Annotated in this window: 21 protein-coding genes; 12 read left to right on the top strand and 9 right to left on the bottom strand. The window is 64.8% G+C overall.

Annotated elements, in window-relative coordinates; genetic code table 11:
- Position 1: 1 nt before the first annotated feature.
- A complete protein-coding gene (locus FVQ98_RS00975; protein ID WP_147911546.1) occupies positions 2-1,981 on the bottom strand; it encodes a DNA topoisomerase IV subunit B in 1,980 nt (659 codons plus the stop codon).
- Between the two features lie 156 nt (positions 1,982-2,137).
- On the opposite strand from FVQ98_RS00975, the gene FVQ98_RS00980 reads away from it, so the two are divergent.
- The 4 genes from FVQ98_RS00980 to FVQ98_RS00995 all read left to right on the top strand — a co-directional run bounded on the left by FVQ98_RS00980 (position 2,138) and on the right by FVQ98_RS00995 (position 5,709).
- Complete coding sequence (locus FVQ98_RS00980) at positions 2,138-2,713, top strand: class I SAM-dependent methyltransferase (RefSeq protein ID WP_147911547.1); 576 nt, start codon at positions 2,138-2,140, stop codon at positions 2,711-2,713.
- Positions 2,714-2,805: 92 nt separating this feature from the next.
- Positions 2,806-3,690 (top strand): 4-hydroxy-tetrahydrodipicolinate synthase, encoded by an 885-nt coding sequence (dapA, locus tag FVQ98_RS00985; RefSeq protein ID WP_147911548.1) that lies wholly within the window; start codon positions 2,806-2,808, stop codon positions 3,688-3,690.
- Positions 3,691-3,811: 121 nt separating this feature from the next.
- Entirely contained in the window at positions 3,812-4,879 is a 1,068-nt protein-coding gene (gene bamC, locus FVQ98_RS00990; RefSeq protein ID WP_147911774.1) for an outer membrane protein assembly factor BamC, read from the top strand.
- A gap of 50 nt (positions 4,880-4,929) precedes the next feature.
- Positions 4,930-5,709, top strand: coding sequence for an MBL fold metallo-hydrolase (locus FVQ98_RS00995; RefSeq protein ID WP_147911549.1), 780 nt, complete (start codon positions 4,930-4,932; stop codon positions 5,707-5,709).
- Positions 5,710-5,914: 205 nt separating this feature from the next.
- Here the strand turns inward: FVQ98_RS00995 and FVQ98_RS01000 are convergent, their stop codons facing one another.
- The 3 genes from FVQ98_RS01000 to FVQ98_RS01010 all read right to left on the bottom strand — a co-directional run bounded on the left by FVQ98_RS01000 (position 5,915) and on the right by FVQ98_RS01010 (position 8,107).
- Positions 5,915-6,289: a hypothetical protein gene (locus FVQ98_RS01000; protein WP_147911550.1), complete on the bottom strand. Its 375-nt coding sequence runs from the start codon at positions 6,287-6,289 to the stop codon at positions 5,915-5,917.
- 197 nt (positions 6,290-6,486) lie between these two features.
- Positions 6,487-6,999: a hypothetical protein gene (locus tag FVQ98_RS01005; RefSeq protein WP_255507560.1), complete on the bottom strand. Its 513-nt coding sequence runs from the start codon at positions 6,997-6,999 to the stop codon at positions 6,487-6,489.
- The gene (locus FVQ98_RS01010) at positions 6,989-8,107 is read right to left on the bottom strand and encodes a cupin domain-containing protein (RefSeq protein WP_147911551.1); all 1,119 of its coding nucleotides are present in this window, start codon (positions 8,105-8,107) and stop codon (positions 6,989-6,991) included. Before FVQ98_RS01010 ends, FVQ98_RS01005 begins: the two co-directional genes overlap by 11 nt.
- 57 nt (positions 8,108-8,164) lie before the next feature.
- Here FVQ98_RS01010 and FVQ98_RS01015 point away from each other — a divergent pair, with 57 nt between their 5' ends.
- Positions 8,165-8,689: an FKBP-type peptidyl-prolyl cis-trans isomerase gene (locus FVQ98_RS01015; RefSeq protein ID WP_147911552.1), complete on the top strand. Its 525-nt coding sequence runs from the start codon at positions 8,165-8,167 to the stop codon at positions 8,687-8,689.
- 78 nt (positions 8,690-8,767) lie between these two features.
- On the opposite strand, the gene FVQ98_RS01020 is transcribed toward FVQ98_RS01015, so the two are convergent.
- The 3 genes from FVQ98_RS01020 to coaBC all read right to left on the bottom strand — a co-directional run bounded on the left by FVQ98_RS01020 (position 8,768) and on the right by coaBC (position 11,206).
- Positions 8,768-9,259 (bottom strand): outer membrane lipoprotein, encoded by a 492-nt coding sequence (locus tag FVQ98_RS01020; RefSeq protein WP_147911553.1) that lies wholly within the window; start codon positions 9,257-9,259, stop codon positions 8,768-8,770.
- A gap of 259 nt (positions 9,260-9,518) precedes the next feature.
- Positions 9,519-9,968, bottom strand: a complete 450-nt coding sequence (dut, locus tag FVQ98_RS01025) for a dUTP diphosphatase (RefSeq protein ID WP_147911554.1) — start codon at positions 9,966-9,968, stop codon at positions 9,519-9,521.
- Positions 9,965-11,206: a bifunctional phosphopantothenoylcysteine decarboxylase/phosphopantothenate--cysteine ligase CoaBC gene (coaBC, locus tag FVQ98_RS01030; protein ID WP_147911555.1), complete on the bottom strand. Its 1,242-nt coding sequence runs from the start codon at positions 11,204-11,206 to the stop codon at positions 9,965-9,967. The genes dut and coaBC overlap by 4 nt, the downstream gene beginning before the upstream one ends.
- 126 nt (positions 11,207-11,332) lie before the next feature.
- Between coaBC and FVQ98_RS01035 the strand changes: the two genes are divergently transcribed.
- From FVQ98_RS01035 to FVQ98_RS01055, 5 genes are all read left to right on the top strand, one after another.
- Positions 11,333-13,018, top strand: a complete 1,686-nt coding sequence (locus tag FVQ98_RS01035; RefSeq protein WP_147911556.1) for a CTP synthase — start codon at positions 11,333-11,335, stop codon at positions 13,016-13,018.
- A complete protein-coding gene (kdsA, locus tag FVQ98_RS01040; RefSeq protein WP_147911557.1) occupies positions 13,015-13,887 on the top strand; it encodes a 3-deoxy-8-phosphooctulonate synthase in 873 nt (290 codons plus the stop codon). The genes FVQ98_RS01035 and kdsA overlap by 4 nt, the downstream gene beginning before the upstream one ends.
- 65 nt (positions 13,888-13,952) lie before the next feature.
- Positions 13,953-14,243, top strand: a complete 291-nt coding sequence (locus FVQ98_RS01045) for a DUF1330 domain-containing protein (RefSeq protein ID WP_147911558.1) — start codon at positions 13,953-13,955, stop codon at positions 14,241-14,243.
- 141 nt (positions 14,244-14,384) lie between these two features.
- A complete protein-coding gene (gene eno / locus FVQ98_RS01050) occupies positions 14,385-15,671 on the top strand; it encodes a phosphopyruvate hydratase (protein WP_147911559.1) in 1,287 nt (428 codons plus the stop codon).
- A 178-nt stretch (positions 15,672-15,849) separates the two neighbouring features.
- On the top strand, positions 15,850-16,128 hold the full coding sequence (locus FVQ98_RS01055; protein WP_147911560.1) for a septum formation initiator family protein: 279 nt from the start codon (positions 15,850-15,852) through the stop codon (positions 16,126-16,128).
- A 422-nt stretch (positions 16,129-16,550) separates the two neighbouring features.
- Here the strand turns inward: FVQ98_RS01055 and rimM are convergent, their stop codons facing one another.
- Positions 16,551-17,117 carry a ribosome maturation factor RimM gene (gene rimM, locus FVQ98_RS01060; RefSeq protein ID WP_147911561.1) on the bottom strand — a complete coding sequence of 189 codons (567 nt, stop codon included), beginning with the start codon at positions 17,115-17,117 and terminating at the stop codon, positions 16,551-16,553.
- A 7-nt stretch (positions 17,118-17,124) separates the two neighbouring features.
- Positions 17,125-17,385 (bottom strand): 30S ribosomal protein S16, encoded by a 261-nt coding sequence (rpsP, locus tag FVQ98_RS01065; RefSeq protein WP_147911562.1) that lies wholly within the window; start codon positions 17,383-17,385, stop codon positions 17,125-17,127.
- A 274-nt stretch (positions 17,386-17,659) separates the two neighbouring features.
- On the opposite strand from rpsP, the gene FVQ98_RS01070 reads away from it, so the two are divergent.
- Positions 17,660-18,220 (top strand): GNAT family N-acetyltransferase, encoded by a 561-nt coding sequence (locus FVQ98_RS01070; protein WP_147911563.1) that lies wholly within the window; start codon positions 17,660-17,662, stop codon positions 18,218-18,220.
- Positions 18,211-18,663, top strand: coding sequence for a TM2 domain-containing protein (locus FVQ98_RS01075; protein WP_147911564.1), 453 nt, complete (start codon positions 18,211-18,213; stop codon positions 18,661-18,663). Before FVQ98_RS01070 ends, FVQ98_RS01075 begins: the two co-directional genes overlap by 10 nt.
- Positions 18,664-18,715 lie beyond the last annotated feature (52 nt).

The following is an 18,715-nucleotide window of genomic DNA, read 5'->3' on the forward strand; positions in this document are numbered from 1 at the left end:
ACTAGATGTCGATTTCCACGGCGTCGCCGTGCAGTTCCATGAGCTCGCGTCGCGCGGCGGCTTCGCCCTTGCCCATGAGTTTGGTCATTTCGGCCGCTGTCTGGTTGAAGTCAAACGGCCCCAATTGCACCGGCATGAGCCGGCGGGTGTCCGGATTGAGCGTGGTTTCCCACAAATGTTCCGCGTTCATTTCACCCAGCCCCTTGAAGCGGCTGATGCTCCATTTTCCCTCAGGCACGCCATCTTTGCGTAACTTATCGAGAATGGCGGTCAATTCCCCTTCATCCAGCGCGTACATCTTGGCGGCGGGTTTCTTGCCCCGGGCCGGCGCGTCCACCCGGAAGAGCGGCGGCCGGGCCACGAACACATGCCCGGCCTCGATCAGCTTGGGGAAGTGCCGGAAGAACAGGGTCAGCAACAGCACCTGGATGTGCGAGCCGTCCACGTCCGCGTCCGACAGCACGCAGATCTTGCCGTAGCGCAGACCGGACAGGTCGGGCGTGTCGGTCGGGCCATGCGGGTCGACGCCGATGGCGACCGAAATGTCGTGGATCTCGGTGTTCTTGAACAGCAGGTCGCGGTCGACCTCCCAGGTGTTCAGCACCTTGCCGCGCAGGGGCAGCACGGCCTGGGTCTCCTTGTCGCGACCCATCTTGGCCGAGCCGCCGGCCGAATCGCCCTCGACCAGGAACACCTCGTTGTGGGCGATGTCGCGGCTTTCGCAGTCCGTGAGCTTGCCGGGCAGCACGGCGACGCCGCTGCCCTTGCGCTTTTCGACCTTCTGCCCGGCGCGCTGGCGGGTCTGTGCGGCCTTGATGGCCAGCTCGGCCAGCCGCTTGCCGTAGTCGACGTGCTGGTTCAGCCAGAGTTCGAGCGCCGGGCGCACATAGCCCGACACCAGGCGCAGCGCGTCACGCGAGTTCAGGCGCTCCTTGATCTGGCCCTGGAACTGGGGGTCCAGCACCTTGGCCGACAGCACATAGCTGGCGCGCGCAAACACGTCCTCCGGCATCAGCTTGACGCCCTTGGGCAGCAGCGCATGCAGCTCGATGAAGCTTTTCACGGCCTGGAACAGCCCGTCGCGCAAACCGCTGTCGTGCGTGCCGCCGGCGGTGGTCGGGATCAGGTTGACGTAGCTCTCGCGCACCGGCTGGCCGTCTTCGGTGAAGGCGACGGCCCATTGGGCGCCCTCGCCTTCGGCAAAGTTCTCGGCGTTCCCGTCGGCGTAGCCCTCACCCTCAAAGATCGGGATCACCGCATCGACCGGCAGCGTCTGCTCCAGGTAGTCGCGCAGACCGCCCTTGTACTGCCAGCTCTGGGTGTCCTTCTTCTTTTCGTCGGCCAGCTGCACCGTCACGCCGGGCATCAGCACGGCCTTGCTGCGCAGCAGGTGGACCAGCTCGCCCATCGGCAGCGTGGCCGATTCGAAGTACTTCGGGTCCGGCCAGACACGCACCGTGGTGCCCTGCTTGCGGTCGCCCTCGCCCTGTTTGCGCAGCGCCAGCTTCTCGATCACGTCGCCGCCCGAGAACACCATGGTCGCGACCTGGCCTTCGCGGTGGCTGGTGACTTCCATGCGCTGGGCCAGCGCGTTGGTCACGCTGACGCCCACGCCGTGCAGGCCGCCGGAAAAGCTGTAGGCGCCGCCCTGGCCCTTGTCGAACTTGCCGCCCGCATGCAGGCGAGTGAAGACCAGTTCAAGCACCGGCGCCTTCTCTTCGGGGTGCAGGCCGAAGGGAATACCGCGCCCGTCGTCTTCCACGCTGACCGAACCGTCGGCGTGCAACGTGACCTTGAATTTCTTGCCGAAGCCCGCCAGCGCCTCGTCGGCGGCGTTGTCGATGACTTCCTGGATAACGTGCAGCGGGTTGTCCGTGCGGGTGTACATGCCCGGGCGCTGCTTGACGGGCTCGAGCCCCTTCAGGACGCGGATCGAACCCTCGGAATAGCCCGTTTCAGTGGGCGTTGTCGGTTTGGCCATAACCCCCCATTTTACCCCGCACGGCGGCCAGGCGCTGTATGCAAACCCAGTCCAGACTTTGAATATCCCCGCAATACTTCCAAAAGAAATCACGCTCCCGCGCTACACTGATCTGCGCAGGCAGCTATCAATTTTGCAGTTTTGAGTAACCCGACCATGTCTTCTTCCACCGCCCATGGCAGCCAGGCGCCATCACCTTGGGTGCGCCGCTTCGCCCCGCTGATCGCGCCCGGCGCCAGCGTGCTGGATGTGGCCTGCGGCCATGGGCGCCACCTGCGCTGGTTGGCCGAACAGGGCTTTCGCCTGACCGGCGTCGACCGGGATGCAGAGGCCATCGCCGCGCTGCAAGGCCTGGGCGAGGTGCTGCAGGCCGATATCGAATCGGGCAGTTGGCCCCTGCCCGGCCGCCGCTTTGGCGCCGTGGTCGTCACCCACTACCTGTGGCGCCCGTTGATGCCCACCATGCTCGACAGCGTTGCCGAAGGCGGCGTGCTGATCTACGAGACCTTCGCGGCCGGCAATGCAACCGTCGGCAAGCCGTCGCGCCCGGACTTCCTGCTGCAGCCCGGCGAATTGCTGCGCTGGTGCGGGCGCCCCGACTGGCGCGTCATCGCCTACGAAGACGGGTTTGTCGACGCGCCGGAACGCTTCATCCAGCGCATTGCCGCCGTCCGCACGCCGATCCCCGCGAGCGCCGCCGACCAGCCCGTGGAACGTTATCCGCTGAGCTGACTCTTAAACCACTGCGCTTTCCCCGCGGCACTGTTACAGAACCGGTGCCAGCACACTAAAATGCGCGTTTTCCGCCGAATTCCTCGCCATCCATGACCCCCATCACTGGCAGCATCGTTGCGCTGGCCACCCCCATGCATGAAGACGGCAGCGTTGACTACCCCACGCTGCGCCAACTCATCGACTGGCATATCGCCGAAGGCACCGACTGCATCGGCGTTGTGGGCACCACGGGCGAATCGCCCACGGTGAACGTCGAAGAGCACCAGGAAATCATCCGCGTGTCGGTCGAGCAGGCCAAGGGCCGCGTGCCGATCATGGCCGGCTGCGGCGCCAACTCGACGGCCGAGGCGATCGAGCTGGCGCGCTACGCCAAAAAGGTCGGCGCCGACTGCCAGCTGCAGGTCGTGCCCTACTACAACAAGCCCACGCAAGAGGGCCAGTACCAGCACTTCAAGGCGATCGCCGAAGCCGTGGGCGACCTGCCCATGGTGCTGTACAACGTGCCCGGCCGCAGCGTAGCCGATATGCTGCACGACACCGTGCTGCGCCTGGCGCAGGTGCCGGGCATCGTCGGCATCAAGGAAGCCACCGGCAACATCGAGCGCGCGCAGTGGCTGATCCGCGACGTGCCCAAGAACTTTGCCGTCTATTCCGGCGACGACCCCACCGCCGTCGCGCTGATGCTGTGCGGCGGCCAGGGCAACATCAGCGTCACCGCCAACGTGGCGCCGCGTCTGATGCACGAGCTGTGCGTGGCCGCCATCGCCGGCGATCGCCAGAAGGCGATGGACATCCAGTTCAAGCTGATGCCGGTGCACAAGCAGCTGTTTGTCGAAGCCAATCCGATCCCCGTGAAGTGGGCGATGGCGCGGATGGGCCTGTGCGGCCCGACCATGCGCCTGCCCATGACGCCGCTGTCGACGGCCAATGAGCCGGTGGTCGAAGCCGCCCTGAAAAGCGCCGGCTTGCTCTGATTTTGCTAGCTGGTCGCGCAGATTGATGTAGGGCCAGCGCCCGATTTCCCTCCAAAGGAACGCACACGTGAAAGTTGCTGATCGCCGAATTTCCCTGGCCCTCGTGGGCTCCACGGCCGTGATGGCACTGAGCGCCTGCTCGATGCTCGAGCCCGACAAGATCGACTACAAGACCGCCGGCCGCGGCGTGGCGCTGGAAGTCCCGCCCGATTTGACTCAACTGCCTGGCCAGACCCGTTACAACGCGGGCGGCAACAGCGGCGTGGTCACCGCCAGCGGCTACCAGGCCGGCCAGGCCGCGACGCAAACCACCGGCACCCAAGCCGCCGCCAACGCCATCGCCGACGTGCAATTCAAGCGCGATGGCGGCGAGCGGTGGCTGCACATCGGCCGATCGCCAGACCAGTTGTGGGGCCCAGTGCGCGACTTCTGGCTCGAAAGCGGCTTTCTGCTGGCGGTGGATCAGGCCAACATCGGCCTGATGGAAACCGACTGGGCCGAAAACCGCGCCAAAATCCCGCAGGACTTCATCCGCAACACCATCGGCAAGGTGTTCGATTCGCTGTATTCCACCGGCGAGCGGGACCGCTTCCGCACGCGCCTGGAGCGCAGTGCTGACGGCGGCACCGACATCTTCGTCACGCACCGCGGCATGGAAGAGGTGTATTCGTCGGCACGCAAAGACAGCACGATCTGGCAGCCGCGCGCCCGCGACCCCGAGTTGGAGGCCGAGTTCCTGCGCCGCATGATGGTCAAGCTGGGGGTGTCGCAAGAGGAATCGAAGGCCATGCTGGCCAGTACCGGCGCTGCAACCAAGGCTGCGCCGCAAGCCGCAGTGGCCTCGATCGGCGGACAGCCGACGGTGCAGGTCAACGAGGACTTCGACCGCGCCTGGCGCCGCGTCGGCCTGGCGCTCGACCGGACCGGCTTCACCGTGGAGGACCGCGACCGCAGCAAGGGCATCTACTTTGTGCGCTACATCGACCCGAAGGTCGAAAAACAGGAGCCCGGCTTCTTCGGCAAGCTGTTCGGCGGCGCCAGCAAGCAGTTGCCGACCACCAAGTACCAGATAGTGGTGCGCGGCCAAGGCCAGGGCAGCGTGGTCAACGTCATGGACGGTAACGGCGCGCCCGCGCCGCAGGCCGATGCTCAGCGCATCATGCGGGTGCTGGCCGACGAATTGAAATAAGCGGCGCGCGCGGCCGTTTCGTGCCGCGCATCGCCTCCTGACCTGCTGTCTTGCTTCGCTTTCGCAACCTTGCCAGCGGCAGCGCTGGCAACGCCACACTGGTTGAAGCCCGCGACGGCCTGAGCCGCACCCTGGTGCTCGTCGATTGCGGTCTGGGCTGGCGACAGTTGGGCGCCGCCCTCGCCCGTTGCGGACTGAGTGCCGACGAGCTCGACGCGGTCTTCATCACCCATGAACATGGCGACCATGTCGGCTGCGCGCCCCTGCTGGCGCAGCGCCACGGCGTCGCCCTGTGGGGCAGCGCCGGCACTCTGCTCGCGCTGCGAGAGGCCGGCTACGAGGGCCCGGCGTACACCGCGCGCGACGGACAGACATTGGCCGTTGGCGCGCTACAGATCCGCCCTTTCACCGTGCCTCACGACGCACGCGAGCCGCTGCAGTTGCGCTGCAGCGACGGCGCGCGCGATCTCGGGGTGCTGACCGATCTGGGCCACGTCACGCCCTACGTCGTGGCCTGTCTGGCGCGCTGCCATGCGCTGATGCTAGAGAGCAACCACGATCCAGCCATGCTCGCCGCGTCGCGCTACCCGCCTTTTCTGAAGCGGCGCGTGAGTGGTCTGCATGGCCACCTCAGCAACGAGCAGGCCGCCGCGGCACTGGTGTCCTTGCGACACGACGCCTTGAACACGGTCGTCGCCGCGCACCTGAGCGAGCGCAACAATCTGCCGGTACTGGCACGTACGGCCTTTGCTGAGGCGCTCGGCAGCGCGCCGGAGGATGTCCTGGTGGCCGAGCGCCAGGGCATGGTCGAAGGATGGTTGACGGTGTAGTGTGGCGGCCCAGGGCTTGATGACCGAGTACCTCGCTGAAGCACCTTCATAAAGTTCACGCCAAAACGCCCGACGAGACGACGAGGCCAGCATGGCCTTGGCAGTCCTGGCACGTCCCAAAGAAAAAACCACCCGAAGGTGGCTCTCTCTCTAGCATCCAAGCTGAGACAAGGGGTCGATTCGCCCCCTGCCCAGTTGGCGCCTATTAGTTGCTGGCAGCGCTGGCAGCGGCGGTAGCAGCGTCAGCGGCAGCGCTGGCGGCAGCACCCACAGCGGCGGCGGCGGCGGCACCAGCGGCATCGGCAGCAGAACCCACGGCGGCACCAGCGGCCGACGCGGCATTGCCAGCGGCAGACGCAGCACCGTCCACAGCAGCACCGGCGGCGCTGGCAGCGTTGCCGGCGGCGGTGGCAGCAGAGTCAGCTGCGCTCGCGGCGGCGTCGGCGGCGCTGGCAGCGGAATCAGCGGCAGCAGCGGCAGCAGGCGCTTCCGGAGCAGGCGCAGGAGCCTCTTCCTTCTTGCCGCAGGCGGCGAGCGAAGCAGCGGCGATCAGGGCGGCCAGAACGAGCGATTTATTCATGTCAAAGGTCCTCTATGAAAATCAGAATAGTTATCAGAAGAAGAATCAGAGCGCTGCATTATCAAAATGCCATCGTCCCGACCAAATGAAAAGCGGAAAGAAGCCCTTCGCCTACTCCCGCTCAACCTGAAATTATAGCGACCAAAGATGCAATCGCTACAAACCCTGATGTACGTGCGCCACGAATAAACAAAGTTTCACAAACCCAGCGTCGTCGCAGGAAAACCAGGTGTGCTGCGCTTCAGCCACTCATCGAGTGCCTGGCGCTGAGCGACGCGGCGCTCCGGCTCGGACCCGCTGGTGCCTGTACTGCGCATGGTGTCGGCGCGCGCCAGTGCCCACTCGGGCGACCACAGCGCACTGGGCATATCCTGCGGACCGGCATGCGAGCAGATGCGGCAATCGATCTTGTGCGACCAGAACCTGCGCCATTCCGTGAACAGCGGGTGGAGACGAACGACCTTGTCGTAATTTCGCGCCAGCATCACAAACCTGTCGGCTTGGCGGATCCATTTGCCCAAGGCGTCGACCAAGGCGCGCTCGTTCAGCGGCCAATCCTCGAAATCGGCATCGCTGATGATCATTTCACGCCAGCCTGCCCGCTCAGCCATCAGGAAAGCCGCGCTGACGCTGGCCCGAAACGCCTCGCGCCCAAGGAAGGCGCCGTCGGGCAATCGGCCCGGCTCGTCGGTCATTGGCTCATTCGGCATGGATCCACCCCGCATCGCACCATTGCTGCAACAGCGACCGCGCACCCGCGCTCAAGGCCTTCACGCCTTTGGCATCCAGACGGCGCTGGTCGGCCAGCAAGCGCATGGTTCGCGCGTCTCGACCAGAGGCACTGAAGCCTTCGCCGTTGATGAACACATGGTCTTCGTCGTAGAGCATACGGGTGCGCCGGTCAAGGCGCACGCCCTGCAGCGGCCCTACCAAACCGGTTGGCGGCTCGAACCAGACGCTGGGCTTGGGCTCCGTCAACCATTCCCCCATCAGCATAGCCAACAGACCAGGATCCTCCAATGCGCGCGCCAGCGCGTCGCGTGCAAAGTCCCGCATGGCCGCGGGCACCTCGCCCGGAGCGCTGACGGCGGGCTGTGACGGATCGCGGTACGCGGCATCGCCGACCAGTTCGCGCGCCTCCTCGGCCAGCCGACCCAGCAGTTCCTGCGCCACCTCACCGCTCGCCGGCTGGCGAAAGCCGATGGAATACGTCATGCATTCACCTAGGGCAACTCCGTCGTGGGCCCAACGGGGCGGTAGGTAGAGCATGTCGCCCGGCTCCAGGACATGTTCTTCTTCCGGCTCGAATTCGGCCAGGATTTTCAGTGGCAGACCATCGACAAGACGGAGGTTTTTCTGCCGTCCGATGCGCCAACGGCGCTGGCCGTGCGCCTGCAGCAGAAACACGTCGTAGCTGTCGAAATGGGGACCGACGCCGCCGCCATCGGTTGCAAAGCTGATCATGATGTCGTCCAGCCGCGCGTCCGGCACGAAGCGAAACTGCTGCATCAAGCCATGGACAGCGTCGTCGTGGAGATCGACTCCCTGCACCAGCAGCGTCCACTCGCGCTCATTCAGCGGTGGCAACGATCGGCGCGTCAGCGGGCCTCGGCGCAATCGCCAGCCGCCTGATTGCGTGATCAGGCGCGATTCGACCGACTCGTCGGCCGCCATGGCGAACAAATCCGCGCGTGAAACCAGCGGCGTGGAGCAAGGAATGGCCTGACGCACCAGCAGGGGCTTCTTTTGCCAGTACCGCTTCATGAATTGGGCGGGAGATAGCCCACCCAGCAGGGTCTGAGGTTGGTTCACATCCATGGTTGGCAAGCATACGCAACTCGGCCGCCGCCCAGCTTGCAGTGAGACAATCAGCGCATGGAAATACATTCACCCTGCGTGGTCGCGCTGACCTGGAAGCTCAAGGACAGCCTTGGCGATAACCTCGACGAACTGGACGAGCCGGTCGAGTTTCTGGTGGGCGGCGACGACTTGTTGCCAGCGATCGACCGCGCCTTGCAAGGCCACGAAGCCGGCGCTGAGTTGCACCTCAATCTGGAGCCGGAAGACGCTTTCGGCGACTACGACGAGAACCAGGTGTTTTTGGCACCCCGCGCCACGCTGCCGGAGTCGATCGAAGAGGGCATGCTGCTGGAAGCCAGCTCGCTGCCCGCGGACGTCGTGAAGGGCGCCACGCCTGAAGCGCTGCTCACGGTCACCGAGCTTTATCCAGAACATGCCGTGCTGGATGGCAACCATCCTTTGGCAGGAATTTCGCTTCGACTCGATCTGAAGGTGGTGGCGGTGCGTGAAGCGACCGAGGCAGAAGTCGAGAATGGGTCGGTTGGCACGGGCTTTTTCCGTCTGCAACCGCTGGCGCCGGGCGGCACCGAATTGCACTGAGGGATACGGAAATCAAGAAAACGGCACCCGCGGGTGCCGTTTTTCATGCCTGCCGAGGTGTTGTACGCCCCGTCAGAATCAGCGGTACAGCTGATTGCCGTCTGCACGCACACGGTCGCCGATGCGCACATCGGGTGCCTGAGCGTAGTCGAAGCTGCGCATGGAGCCGTTGTCCATCTGCACCGTGACGCGGTAGTAGTCCTGACCGCTGTTGCGGTTCATGTTTTGCTCGATGGCGCGGCCGATCAGCGCGCCGCCGACCACACCGACCACGGTCGCCGCGGTGCGACCCCTGCCGCCGCCCACCTGGTTGCCAGCCAAGCCGCCAACAACGCCGCCTGCTACAGCGCCGGCCACGCCCTGCGATTGACCACCTCGGAGGTACTCGACGTTGGTCACGCGACCAAACTGGGCGTAGTTGCCCTGACCTTGCTGCTGCGGGTAGCCCCCCTGGGGATAGCCCTGTTGGGGATAACCGCTTTGCTGCGGGTAAGGCGCGGCACAGGCTGCCAACAGCAATGCGGCACTGGCAGCACCCACGGAAGAAATCAGTCGGGTTGGGATGGGCATGAGTTCTCTCCAAAAAATCTCGGACATCTGAGTCAGGCAAGCCACCGATGGTCAACTTGCCCGTCGTGCCCGATTAAACACAACCTGCCCATTGGAACTACGTCTGGCAGGTAAAGCCGCGGTCACAAGTCCTCAGCAAACGTAAGTACCCAGGCGAGCCTCGCGTCAGACGCGACCTACAACCCGATCGGGTTCATGATGCATCCAGAACAACTCGCCGACCTGCACGCGGAAACCGGGCGCAGCGTTGCTTCGCAGTTCAACCACGCCCTGTGGAGCCGTACCCACCCGTTCCGCGCGCCGATTCAGCGGCGAAGTCGTCCACGACGTTAAAGCTGGCCTGCACCACCGGCACGATCACCAGCTGCGCGATGCGCTCCATCGGCTCGATGGTGAAGGCCACGTCGCTGCGGTTCCAGGCGCTGACCATCAGCTGGCCTTGGTAATCGCTGTCGATCAGCCCGACCAGGTTGCCCAGCACGATGCCGTGCTTGTGCCCCAGCCCGGAGCGCGGCAGGATCATCGCCGCGTAACCCGCGTCGGCCAAGTGAATCGCCATGCCGGTCGGCACCAGCTGCCAGGCGTTGGGCGCCAGCGTCAGCGGGGCGTCCAGGCAGGCGCGCAGGTCCAGCCCGGCGCTGCCCGGCGTGGCGTAGGCCGGCAGCTGGCTGCGCAGGCGTTCATCCAGAATGCGGACGTCCAGTTTCATGCACTCATCCCCGTCACACGGCGCGCGATCTCGGCCACCAGTTGTTGCGCCAGCAGGCGTTTGCTGGCGTGCGGCAATTGGGACACACCTTCGTCGTCGACCAGCAGCAGCGCGTTGTCGTCCTTGCCAAAAGTCGACGGCCCGATGTTGGCGACCAGCAGCGGCACGCCCTTGCGCACGCGCTTGGCCTGGGCGTTGGCTTCCAAGTTTTCGCTTTCGGCGGCAAAGCCGACGCAGTACAGCTCGCCCGACTGCGCGCGCGGCGAACGCGCCACGCCAGCCAGGATGTCGGGGTTTTCGACAAACTGCATCTGCGGCACTTCACCCGAGCCATCCTTCTTGATCTTGTGCTCGGCCGCGTTGGCTGGCCGCCAGTCGGCCACCGCTGCCGTTGCTATGAAAATCGTAGCTTCCTTCGCAGATCCATCAACGGCTGCGAGCATATTTCTTGCAGAATCCACATCGATGCGGCGCACCCCGCGCGGCGTGGGCAAATGAACCGGGCCGGCCACCAGTGTCACTTCAGCGCCCGCCTCTCGCGCCGCGCGCGCAATCGCAAAGCCCATCTTGCCGCTCGACAGGTTGGTGATGCCCCGCACCGGGTCGATGGCCTCGAACGTCGGGCCCGCCGTGACCAGCACGTGCTGGCCCAACAGCGACTTGGGCGCGAAGAAGGCGATCAACTCTTCCTGGATCTCGGCCGCTTCCAGCATGCGGCCGTCGCCGAATTCGCCGCAGGCCTGGTCGCCATGCGCCACGCCCAGCACGTCGGCACCATCGGCCGCCACCTGCTGCAGGTTGCGCTGCGTGGTGGGGTGCGCCCACATCTCGCGGTTCATTGACGGCGCCAGCAGCAGCGGCACACGGTCAATCGGCCGCGCCAAGCACATCAGGGACAGCAAATCGGCCGCCCGCCCCTGCGCCAGCTGCGCGATGAAGTCGGCACTGGTCGGCGCGATCAGCATGGCGTCGGCCTCGCGGCTGAGGTTGATGTGCGCCATGTTGTTGTCCGGCCGCGCGTCCCACTGCGACACAAACACCGGCCGCCCTGACAGCGACTGCATCGCCACCGGCGTGATGAACTGGCACGCTGCCTCGGTCATCACCACCTGCACCGTGGCGCCGGATTTGATCAGTAAGCGACACAGTTCCGCCGCCTTGAAACAGGCCGCACCGCCGGTCAAACCGAGCAAGATGTGCCGCCCCGCCAGCTCGGTGTTATGGGCTTGAGCATTCATGGCGGGCAATGTAGCAGAGCCCCCTCACACCCGCTGAGGAATGGCGGCAGCCCGGATCGCGGCGCGCCCCGCTTCGCTACAATCGCAATTTCCCACCCGGCGGACACGCGCTTGTCCGTTCACGAAATGACCAAACTTGTCTTCGTCACCGGTGGTGTGGTGTCTTCCCTGGGCAAGGGAATCGCCTCGGCCTCCCTCGCTGCGATCCTGGAATCGCGCGGCCTCAAGGTCACGCTGATCAAGCTGGACCCCTACCTCAACGTCGACCCGGGCACCATGAGCCCGTTCCAGCACGGCGAGGTGTTCGTCACCGACGATGGCGCTGAAACCGACCTGGACCTGGGCCACTACGAGCGCTTCATCACCACGCGGATGAAGCGGGCCAACAACTTCACCACCGGCCAGATCTACAAAAGCGTGCTCGAAAAAGAGCGCCGCGGCGACTACCTGGGCAAGACGGTCCAGGTAATCCCGCACGTCACCAACGAAATCCAGGATTTCATCAAGCGCGGCGCGGGCTACGGCTCGGCCGGTGCGGCCGATGTGGCGATTGCCGAGATCGGCGGTACGGTGGGCGATATCGAATCGCTGCCCTTCCTGGAAGCCGTGCGCCAGCTGAGCCTGAAGCTCGGGCCCAACAACGCCGCCTTCGTGCACCTGACCTACCTGCCCTACATCGCAGCGGCCGGCGAGTTGAAGACCAAGCCGACCCAGCATACGGTGCAGAAACTGCGCGAAATCGGCATCCAGCCCGACGCGCTGCTGTGCCGCGCGGACCGCCCAATCCCCGACGAAGAGCGCGAGAAGATCAGCCTGTTCACCAACGTGGCCGAATGGGGCGTGATCAGCATGTGGGACGTGGACACGATCTACAAAGTGCCGCGCATGCTGCACGAGCAAGGTCTGGACGGCCTGATTTGCGACAAGCTGCGCCTGAACACGCCACCGGCCAACCTCAAGCGCTGGGACGCGCTGGTGCACGAGGTGGAGCACCCGCAGCACGAAGTGCGCATCGCCATGGTCGGCAAGTACGTCGAACTGTCCGACAGCTACAAGTCGGTCAACGAAGCCCTGCGCCACGCCGGCATGCGCAACGATGCGCGCGTCAAGATCGACCACATCGATTCCGAAACCATCACGCCCGCCACGGTGGGCCAACTGGGCCAGTACGACGCCATCCTGGTGCCCGGCGGCTTTGGCCAGCGCGGGGTGGAAGGCAAGATCGCCACCGCACGCTACGCACGCGAGCACAAGGTGCCGTACCTGGGCATTTGCCTGGGCATGCAGGTCGCGACCATCGAATACGCGCGCCACGTGGCGGGTCTGCCCAAGGCCAACAGCACCGAATTCGACCCGGCCACGCCCGACCCGGTGATCGCGCTGATCACCGAGTGGAAGAACGCCGACGGCAGCATCCAGAAGCGCGACGAAAAGTCCGACCTGGGCGGCACCATGCGCCTGGGCGCGCAAAGCTCCGACGTGTCGCCCGCCACGCTGGCGCACAGCATCTACGGCGATGTGGTGACCGAGCGCCACCGCCACCGCTACGAAGCCAACGTCAACTACCTCGACCGCCTGCGCGAAGCGGGCCTGGTGATCTCCGCGCTAACCCAGCGCGAGCAACTGACCGAAATCGTTGAATTGCCCGCCAACGTGCACCCCTGGTACATCGGCGTGCAGTTCCACCCCGAGTTCAAAAGCACGCCCTGGGACGGTCACCCGCTATTCAACGCCTTCGTCAAGGCCGCACTGGCGCACCAGGCCGAAGCCGGCGCTGGTGAAGGCACGGGCAAGCTGAAGGCCGTGTCATGAAGCTGTGCGGCTTTGACGTCGGGCCCACGCAGCCGTTCTTCCTGATCGCCGGGCCCTGCGTGGTCGAGTCCGAGCAGCTGCAGGTCGACGTGGCCGGCAAGCTCAAGGAGATCACCGGCGAGCTGGGCATCCCCTTCATCTTCAAGAGCAGCTACGACAAGGCCAACCGCTCCTCGGGCACCAGCTTTCGCGGCCCCGGCATGGACAAAGGCCTGGACATCCTGGCCAAGGTCAAGCGCGAACTGAACGTGCCCGTGTTGACCGACGTGCACACCGAGGCCGAAGTGGCGCACGTGGCCAGCGTGGTCGACGTGCTGCAGACCCCCGCCTTCCTGTGCCGCCAGACCGACTTCATCCGCGCCTGTGCACAGTCGGGCAAGCCGGTCAACATCAAGAAGGGGCAGTTTCTGGCGCCGCACGACATGAAGAACGTGATCGACAAGGCGCGCGCCGCCGCGGCCGAAAAAGGCTTGACCGCAGACGCCTTCATGGCCTGCGAGCGCGGTGCCAGCTTTGGCTACAACAACCTCGTGTCGGACATGCGCAGCCTGGCGATCATGCGCGAGACGAATGCGCCGGTCGTGTTCGACGCCACGCACAGCGTGCAACTGCCCGGTGGCCAAGGCACCAGCAGCGGCGGCCAGCGCGAATTCGTGCCCGTGCTGGCGCGTGCCGCCATGGCCGTGGGCGTGGCCGGCGTCTTCATGGAAACGCACCCCGACCCGGCGCATGCACTGAGCGACGGCCCCAACGCCGTGCCGCTCTCGCACATGCGCGAGTTGCTCGAAACGCTGAAGGCGCTGGACGAAATTGCCAAACGCCAGGCGCGGCAAGGCGGCTTTCTGGAAGATCGCATCCAGCAGTTCTGACGCGGCTCGGCGCTGTGCGCCCTGCCCCCGATTCATCCCATTCCAACCATCCAGGAGATCACCTCATGCCCAGCGGCTACATCATCGCCAACGTCAAAGTGACCAACCCCGAGCAGTACGAGGAATACAAGAAGTGGTCGACGGCTGCGTTTGCCGCCCACAACGCCGAGATCTGCGTGCGCGGTGGCCAGGTCGAGGTGATGGAAGGCGACTGGCAGCCGGACCGCGTGGTGGTCGCCAAATTCCCCAGTTTTGATGCGGCCAAGGCCTTCTACGACTCGGTCGAATACCTGAAAGCGCGCAAAGCGCGCGAAGGTGCGGCCATCATGCGCCTGGTCGCCGTCGAAGGCATGTAAGCCTGGCGCTCCGATGCGCGCCCAGTCCGGCGCGCCCACCGGAACGACCACCCATTACTCCTGATTTAGTAGCTGCCTGCGCAATCCCCCGTGGGACGGGCGGCCGATTTCATTTGCAACTCTTGAGAATCGAGCACCACCATGAGCGCCATCGTTGACATCGTCGGCCGAGAAATTCTGGACAGCCGCGGCAACCCCACCGTCGAATGCGACGTGCTGCTGGAGTCCGGCGTGATGGGCCGCGCCGCCGTGCCCAGCGGCGCCTCCACCGGCAGCCGTGAAGCCATCGAGCTGCGCGACGGCGACAAAGCGCGCTACCTGGGCAAGGGCGTGCTCAAAGCCGTCGAGCACATCAACACCGAGATCAGCGAAGCGGTACTGGGCCTGGACGCCAGCGAGCAGGCCTTTCTCGACAAGACCCTGATCGACCTGGACGGCACCGACAACAAGAGCCGCCTGGGCGCCAACGCCATGCTGGCCGTGTCGATGGCCGTGGCCCGCGCCGCGGCCGAAGAATCGGGCCTGCCGCTGTACCGCTACTTCGGCGGCATGAACGGCAACCAGCTGCCGGTGCCGATGATGAACGTGATCAACGGCGGTGCCCACGCCAACAACAGCCTGGACCTGCAGGAATTCATGATCGTCCCGGTGGGCGCGCCCTCTTTCCGCGAAGCCCTGCGCTACGGCGCCGAGGTGTTCCACGCGCTCAAGAAGATCATCGACGGCAAGGGCATGAGCACGGCCGTGGGCGACGAAGGCGGCTTTGCCCCGAGCGTGGACAACCACGAGGCGGCCATCCAGCTGATCCTGGACGCCATCAGCGCGGCCGGCTACACGCCCGGACAGGACATCGTGCTGGCCCTGGACTGCGCGGCCAGCGAGTTCTACAAGGACGGCCAGTACGTGCTGGAAGGCGAAGGCGGCCTGAAGCTGTCGGCTCAGCAGTGGGTCGACATGCTGGCGACCTGGTGCGACAAGTACCCGATCATCAGCATCGAAGACGGCATGCACGAAGGCGACTGGGACGGCTGGAAGCTGCTGACCGAAAAGCTCGGCAACAAGGTGCAGCTGGTGGGCGACGACCTGTTCGTCACCAACACCAAGATCCTGAAGGAAGGCATCGACAAGCACATCGCCAACTCGATCCTCATCAAGATCAACCAGATCGGCACACTGACCGAGACCTTCCAGGCCATCGAAATGGCCAAGCGCGCCGGCTACACCGCCGTGATCAGCCACCGCTCGGGCGAGACCGAAGACAGCACGATTGCCGACATTGCCGTGGGCACCAACGCCGGGCAGATCAAGACCGGCTCACTGTCGCGTTCGGACCGCATGGCCAAGTACAACCAGCTGCTGCGCATCGAAGAAGACCTGGGCGACATGGCCGTCTACCCCGGCCGCGCGGCGTTCTACAACCTGCGCTGAGCGACACGCTGGGTGGGAAAACCACCGTGCTTTACTCCACCCAGTGAACAGATGATCGCCTCTGGAACCTGTCCACAGGACTGTGCAACATGCCACACTCCGCGCCAGCCGTTTTACAATCTGCGCGGAGTTCTATTAAACTCATAGCAAAGCCGTTCCTGAAAAAGCCACCCTCCGCATGTCCAACCGCGCAGTCCCAGCCGTCCTGATCGTGCTGCTGGTCGTCGTCCACGCGCAGTTGTGGTTTGGGCGTGGCAGCGTGCCCAATGTGACGTCCCTGCAGCGCAAAGTCGATCAGCAAAAGGCCAGCAACAACCAGGCGCGACTGGCCAACGACCAGCTCGGCTCAGAGGTGGATGACCTGAAAGCGGGCCTCGGCATGGTTGAGGAGAAGGCGCGCATGGAACTGGGCATGGTCAGGCCCAACGAGATCTTCGTCCAGGTGACGCCGCGTTAGGTGCACCGTCGGGGGCTGCAACTACTTTCGCGTGTGAGTGCGAAAGGCAACAAATGCCCCGAATGCGCAGCACAGCGCCATCACCATCATGTAGACGACAACGAACCAATTCGATCCAAACTTGGATGAAGTTAGGGCCAACAGAAAAAGCGGCCCCAAGACCGCGACCATGGCCACATGAAGCTGAGGGCGATTTCTAGCGAACCGCGCGGTGAAGTACCCGGATAAGACGGGCATGAGCAGGAAATGTCCTAGCCACACCAACCCGCCAAGGACAGAAACGCGACCCTGTTCACCCCAATCCACGAAGTTGCTTAACACAACCCCCGAGGCCAGCCACGGCAGGAAATAGCAGCCGAACAGTGCGAAAAGAAGCACCCTCCAGTCGATGCGTAAGTGCTCTCGCCACATGCGGGCCTCAGTCAATAGTCCGCTTGCCAATCCACCGTGATGCGCTTGCCCGCCAGGTCGACCTCATCGACATAGGCGTCCACGAACGGAATCAGGCGCTCCAGCTGCTTGCCGTTTGCCTCGTAGCCCAGCACCAGCGTCTGCTGCGGGCCGGTGGCCATCAAGTCGGTCACGTGGCCCAAGGCCACCCCTTCGCGGTTGACCACCGGCAAGCCGATCAGGTCGACCCAGTAGTACTCGCCCTCTTCCGGTGTCGGGAAGGACGATCGGGCAATGAAGATGCGCGCGCCCTTGAGCTGCTCTGCCGCGGTGCGATCCGGCACCTCGTGTGCGCTGGCGACGACGGTGTCGGCGTGTTCGCGCGTCTGCTTGATCGACAGGCTGACGGTACCGCTGAAATGCCGCGCACCGCGCTCGGGCTGCTGCAGAAACCAGCGTTGGGAAGAAAAAAGCGCCTCGGGCGAGGCGCTGTAGGGCTGGATCTTGAACCAGCCCTTGATGCCCCAAGCGTCCAGTACGCGGCCAACCTCCACCGCGTCGGGTGGCAATTCGGCCGGCTCCGGTGCGCCGGGGGTCATCGGGCGATCAGGCAGCAGCTGGGGCGGCCTTGGCGGCCTGCTTGACCAGACGGGCCACGGTGGGCGACATCTGGGCGCCAACGCCGGTCCAGTAGCTCAGGCGGTCCTGGGCCACGCGCAGACCTTCTTCACCTTCGACGGCGCCGGGGTTGTAGAAACCCACGCGCTCGATGAAGCGGCCATCGCGGCGAACGCGCTTGTCGGCCACGACGATGTTGTAGAAGGGACGGGCTTTGGCGCCGCCGCGCGAGAGACGAATAACGACCATGTTGTTGAATATCCTGGGGTGGTGATTCGGCGCCGGCGACCTCGGGTTGGGGCTGGAGGCTGGGGCACCTGATTCTTCCGATGTTGAGACACGCGACATGGCCACCCGGCCAGCGACACATCGAAAAGCCTATGATTATAGGCTGTCCGTGCGGTGCAGTGCGCTGCCCTTGTGCCGACCGGGCCGGACGATGTCGCGTTTTTGCGCCGTTTACAAGCGATTTTCGTCCATCCGACCCATTTTTCTGTCCCTCCGCCCTGCTTTTCTTGAAGCCATGCCGCTGATTCGCCCAAGCACCGACCAGGACGTCGCTGCCGTGACCGCCATCTACACCCACCACGTGCTGCACGGCACGGGCACTTTCGAGACCGAGCCGCCGACCGAGGCCGACATGGCCCAGCGTCGCCAGGACGTACTGGCCCGCCAATTGCCCTGGTTGGTGGCCGAGGACGCCCAGCGTCAGGTGGTCGGCTTTGCCTACTGCAACTGGTTCAAACCGCGTGCGGCCTACCGCTTTTCGGCCGAGGACTCGATCTACCTGCACCCCGATGTGCAAACGCGCGGTTTGGGGCGCGCCATGCTGAGCGAGCTGGAGCGAGCGGCCCAGGCGGCCGGTGTGCGCAAGCTGATCGCCGTGATCGGCGACTCCGCCAATACCGGATCGGTGGGACTGCACCGCGCCATGGGCTTTGCCGATGTGGGCACCATTTCTGCCTGTGGCTGGAAGTTCAACCGCTGGCTCGACATCGTGCTGATGGAGAAAGCCATCGGCGCCGGCGCCGCGCTGCCCGCCGATGCAGCCGCAACAGCACCGAAAGGCCAGCCATGCGCCTAAAGAACAAAACCCTCGCCACGTGGCTGACCTTCTTCGGCGGCCCACTCGGGCTGCACCGCTTCTACCTGCGCGGCTTTGGTGACCTGATGGGCTGGCTGCTGCCGATCCCTACCGCGCTGGGCCTGTACGGTATCGAGCGTGTGCAGACCTACGGTCAGGACGATTTGTGGAGCTGGCTGCTGATCCCGATGCTGGGCTTCGCCATCGCCGCCTGCGCACTCATGGCCATCATCTACGGGCTGATGACGCCGGAGAAATGGAACGCCCGCTTCAACCCCGGTGCCGACCCCGAAGCGCTGCCCGGGCGCACCAACTGGTTCACGGTGGTCGGGATTGCGGTCGCCTTGATGGTGGGCACCGCGGTGCTGATGGCCTCGCTGGCGTTCAGCTTCCAGCGCTACTTCGAATACCAGATCGAAGAGGCGCGCAAGATCTCGCAATAGGGCCAGCGTTTCAAGCCCAATCAGCCTTCCGCGCTACAACCATCTGCGCAGG

The organism is Ottowia flava (assembly GCF_008017535.1).
Taxonomy (GTDB): domain Bacteria; phylum Pseudomonadota; class Gammaproteobacteria; order Burkholderiales; family Burkholderiaceae_C; genus Ottowia; species Ottowia flava.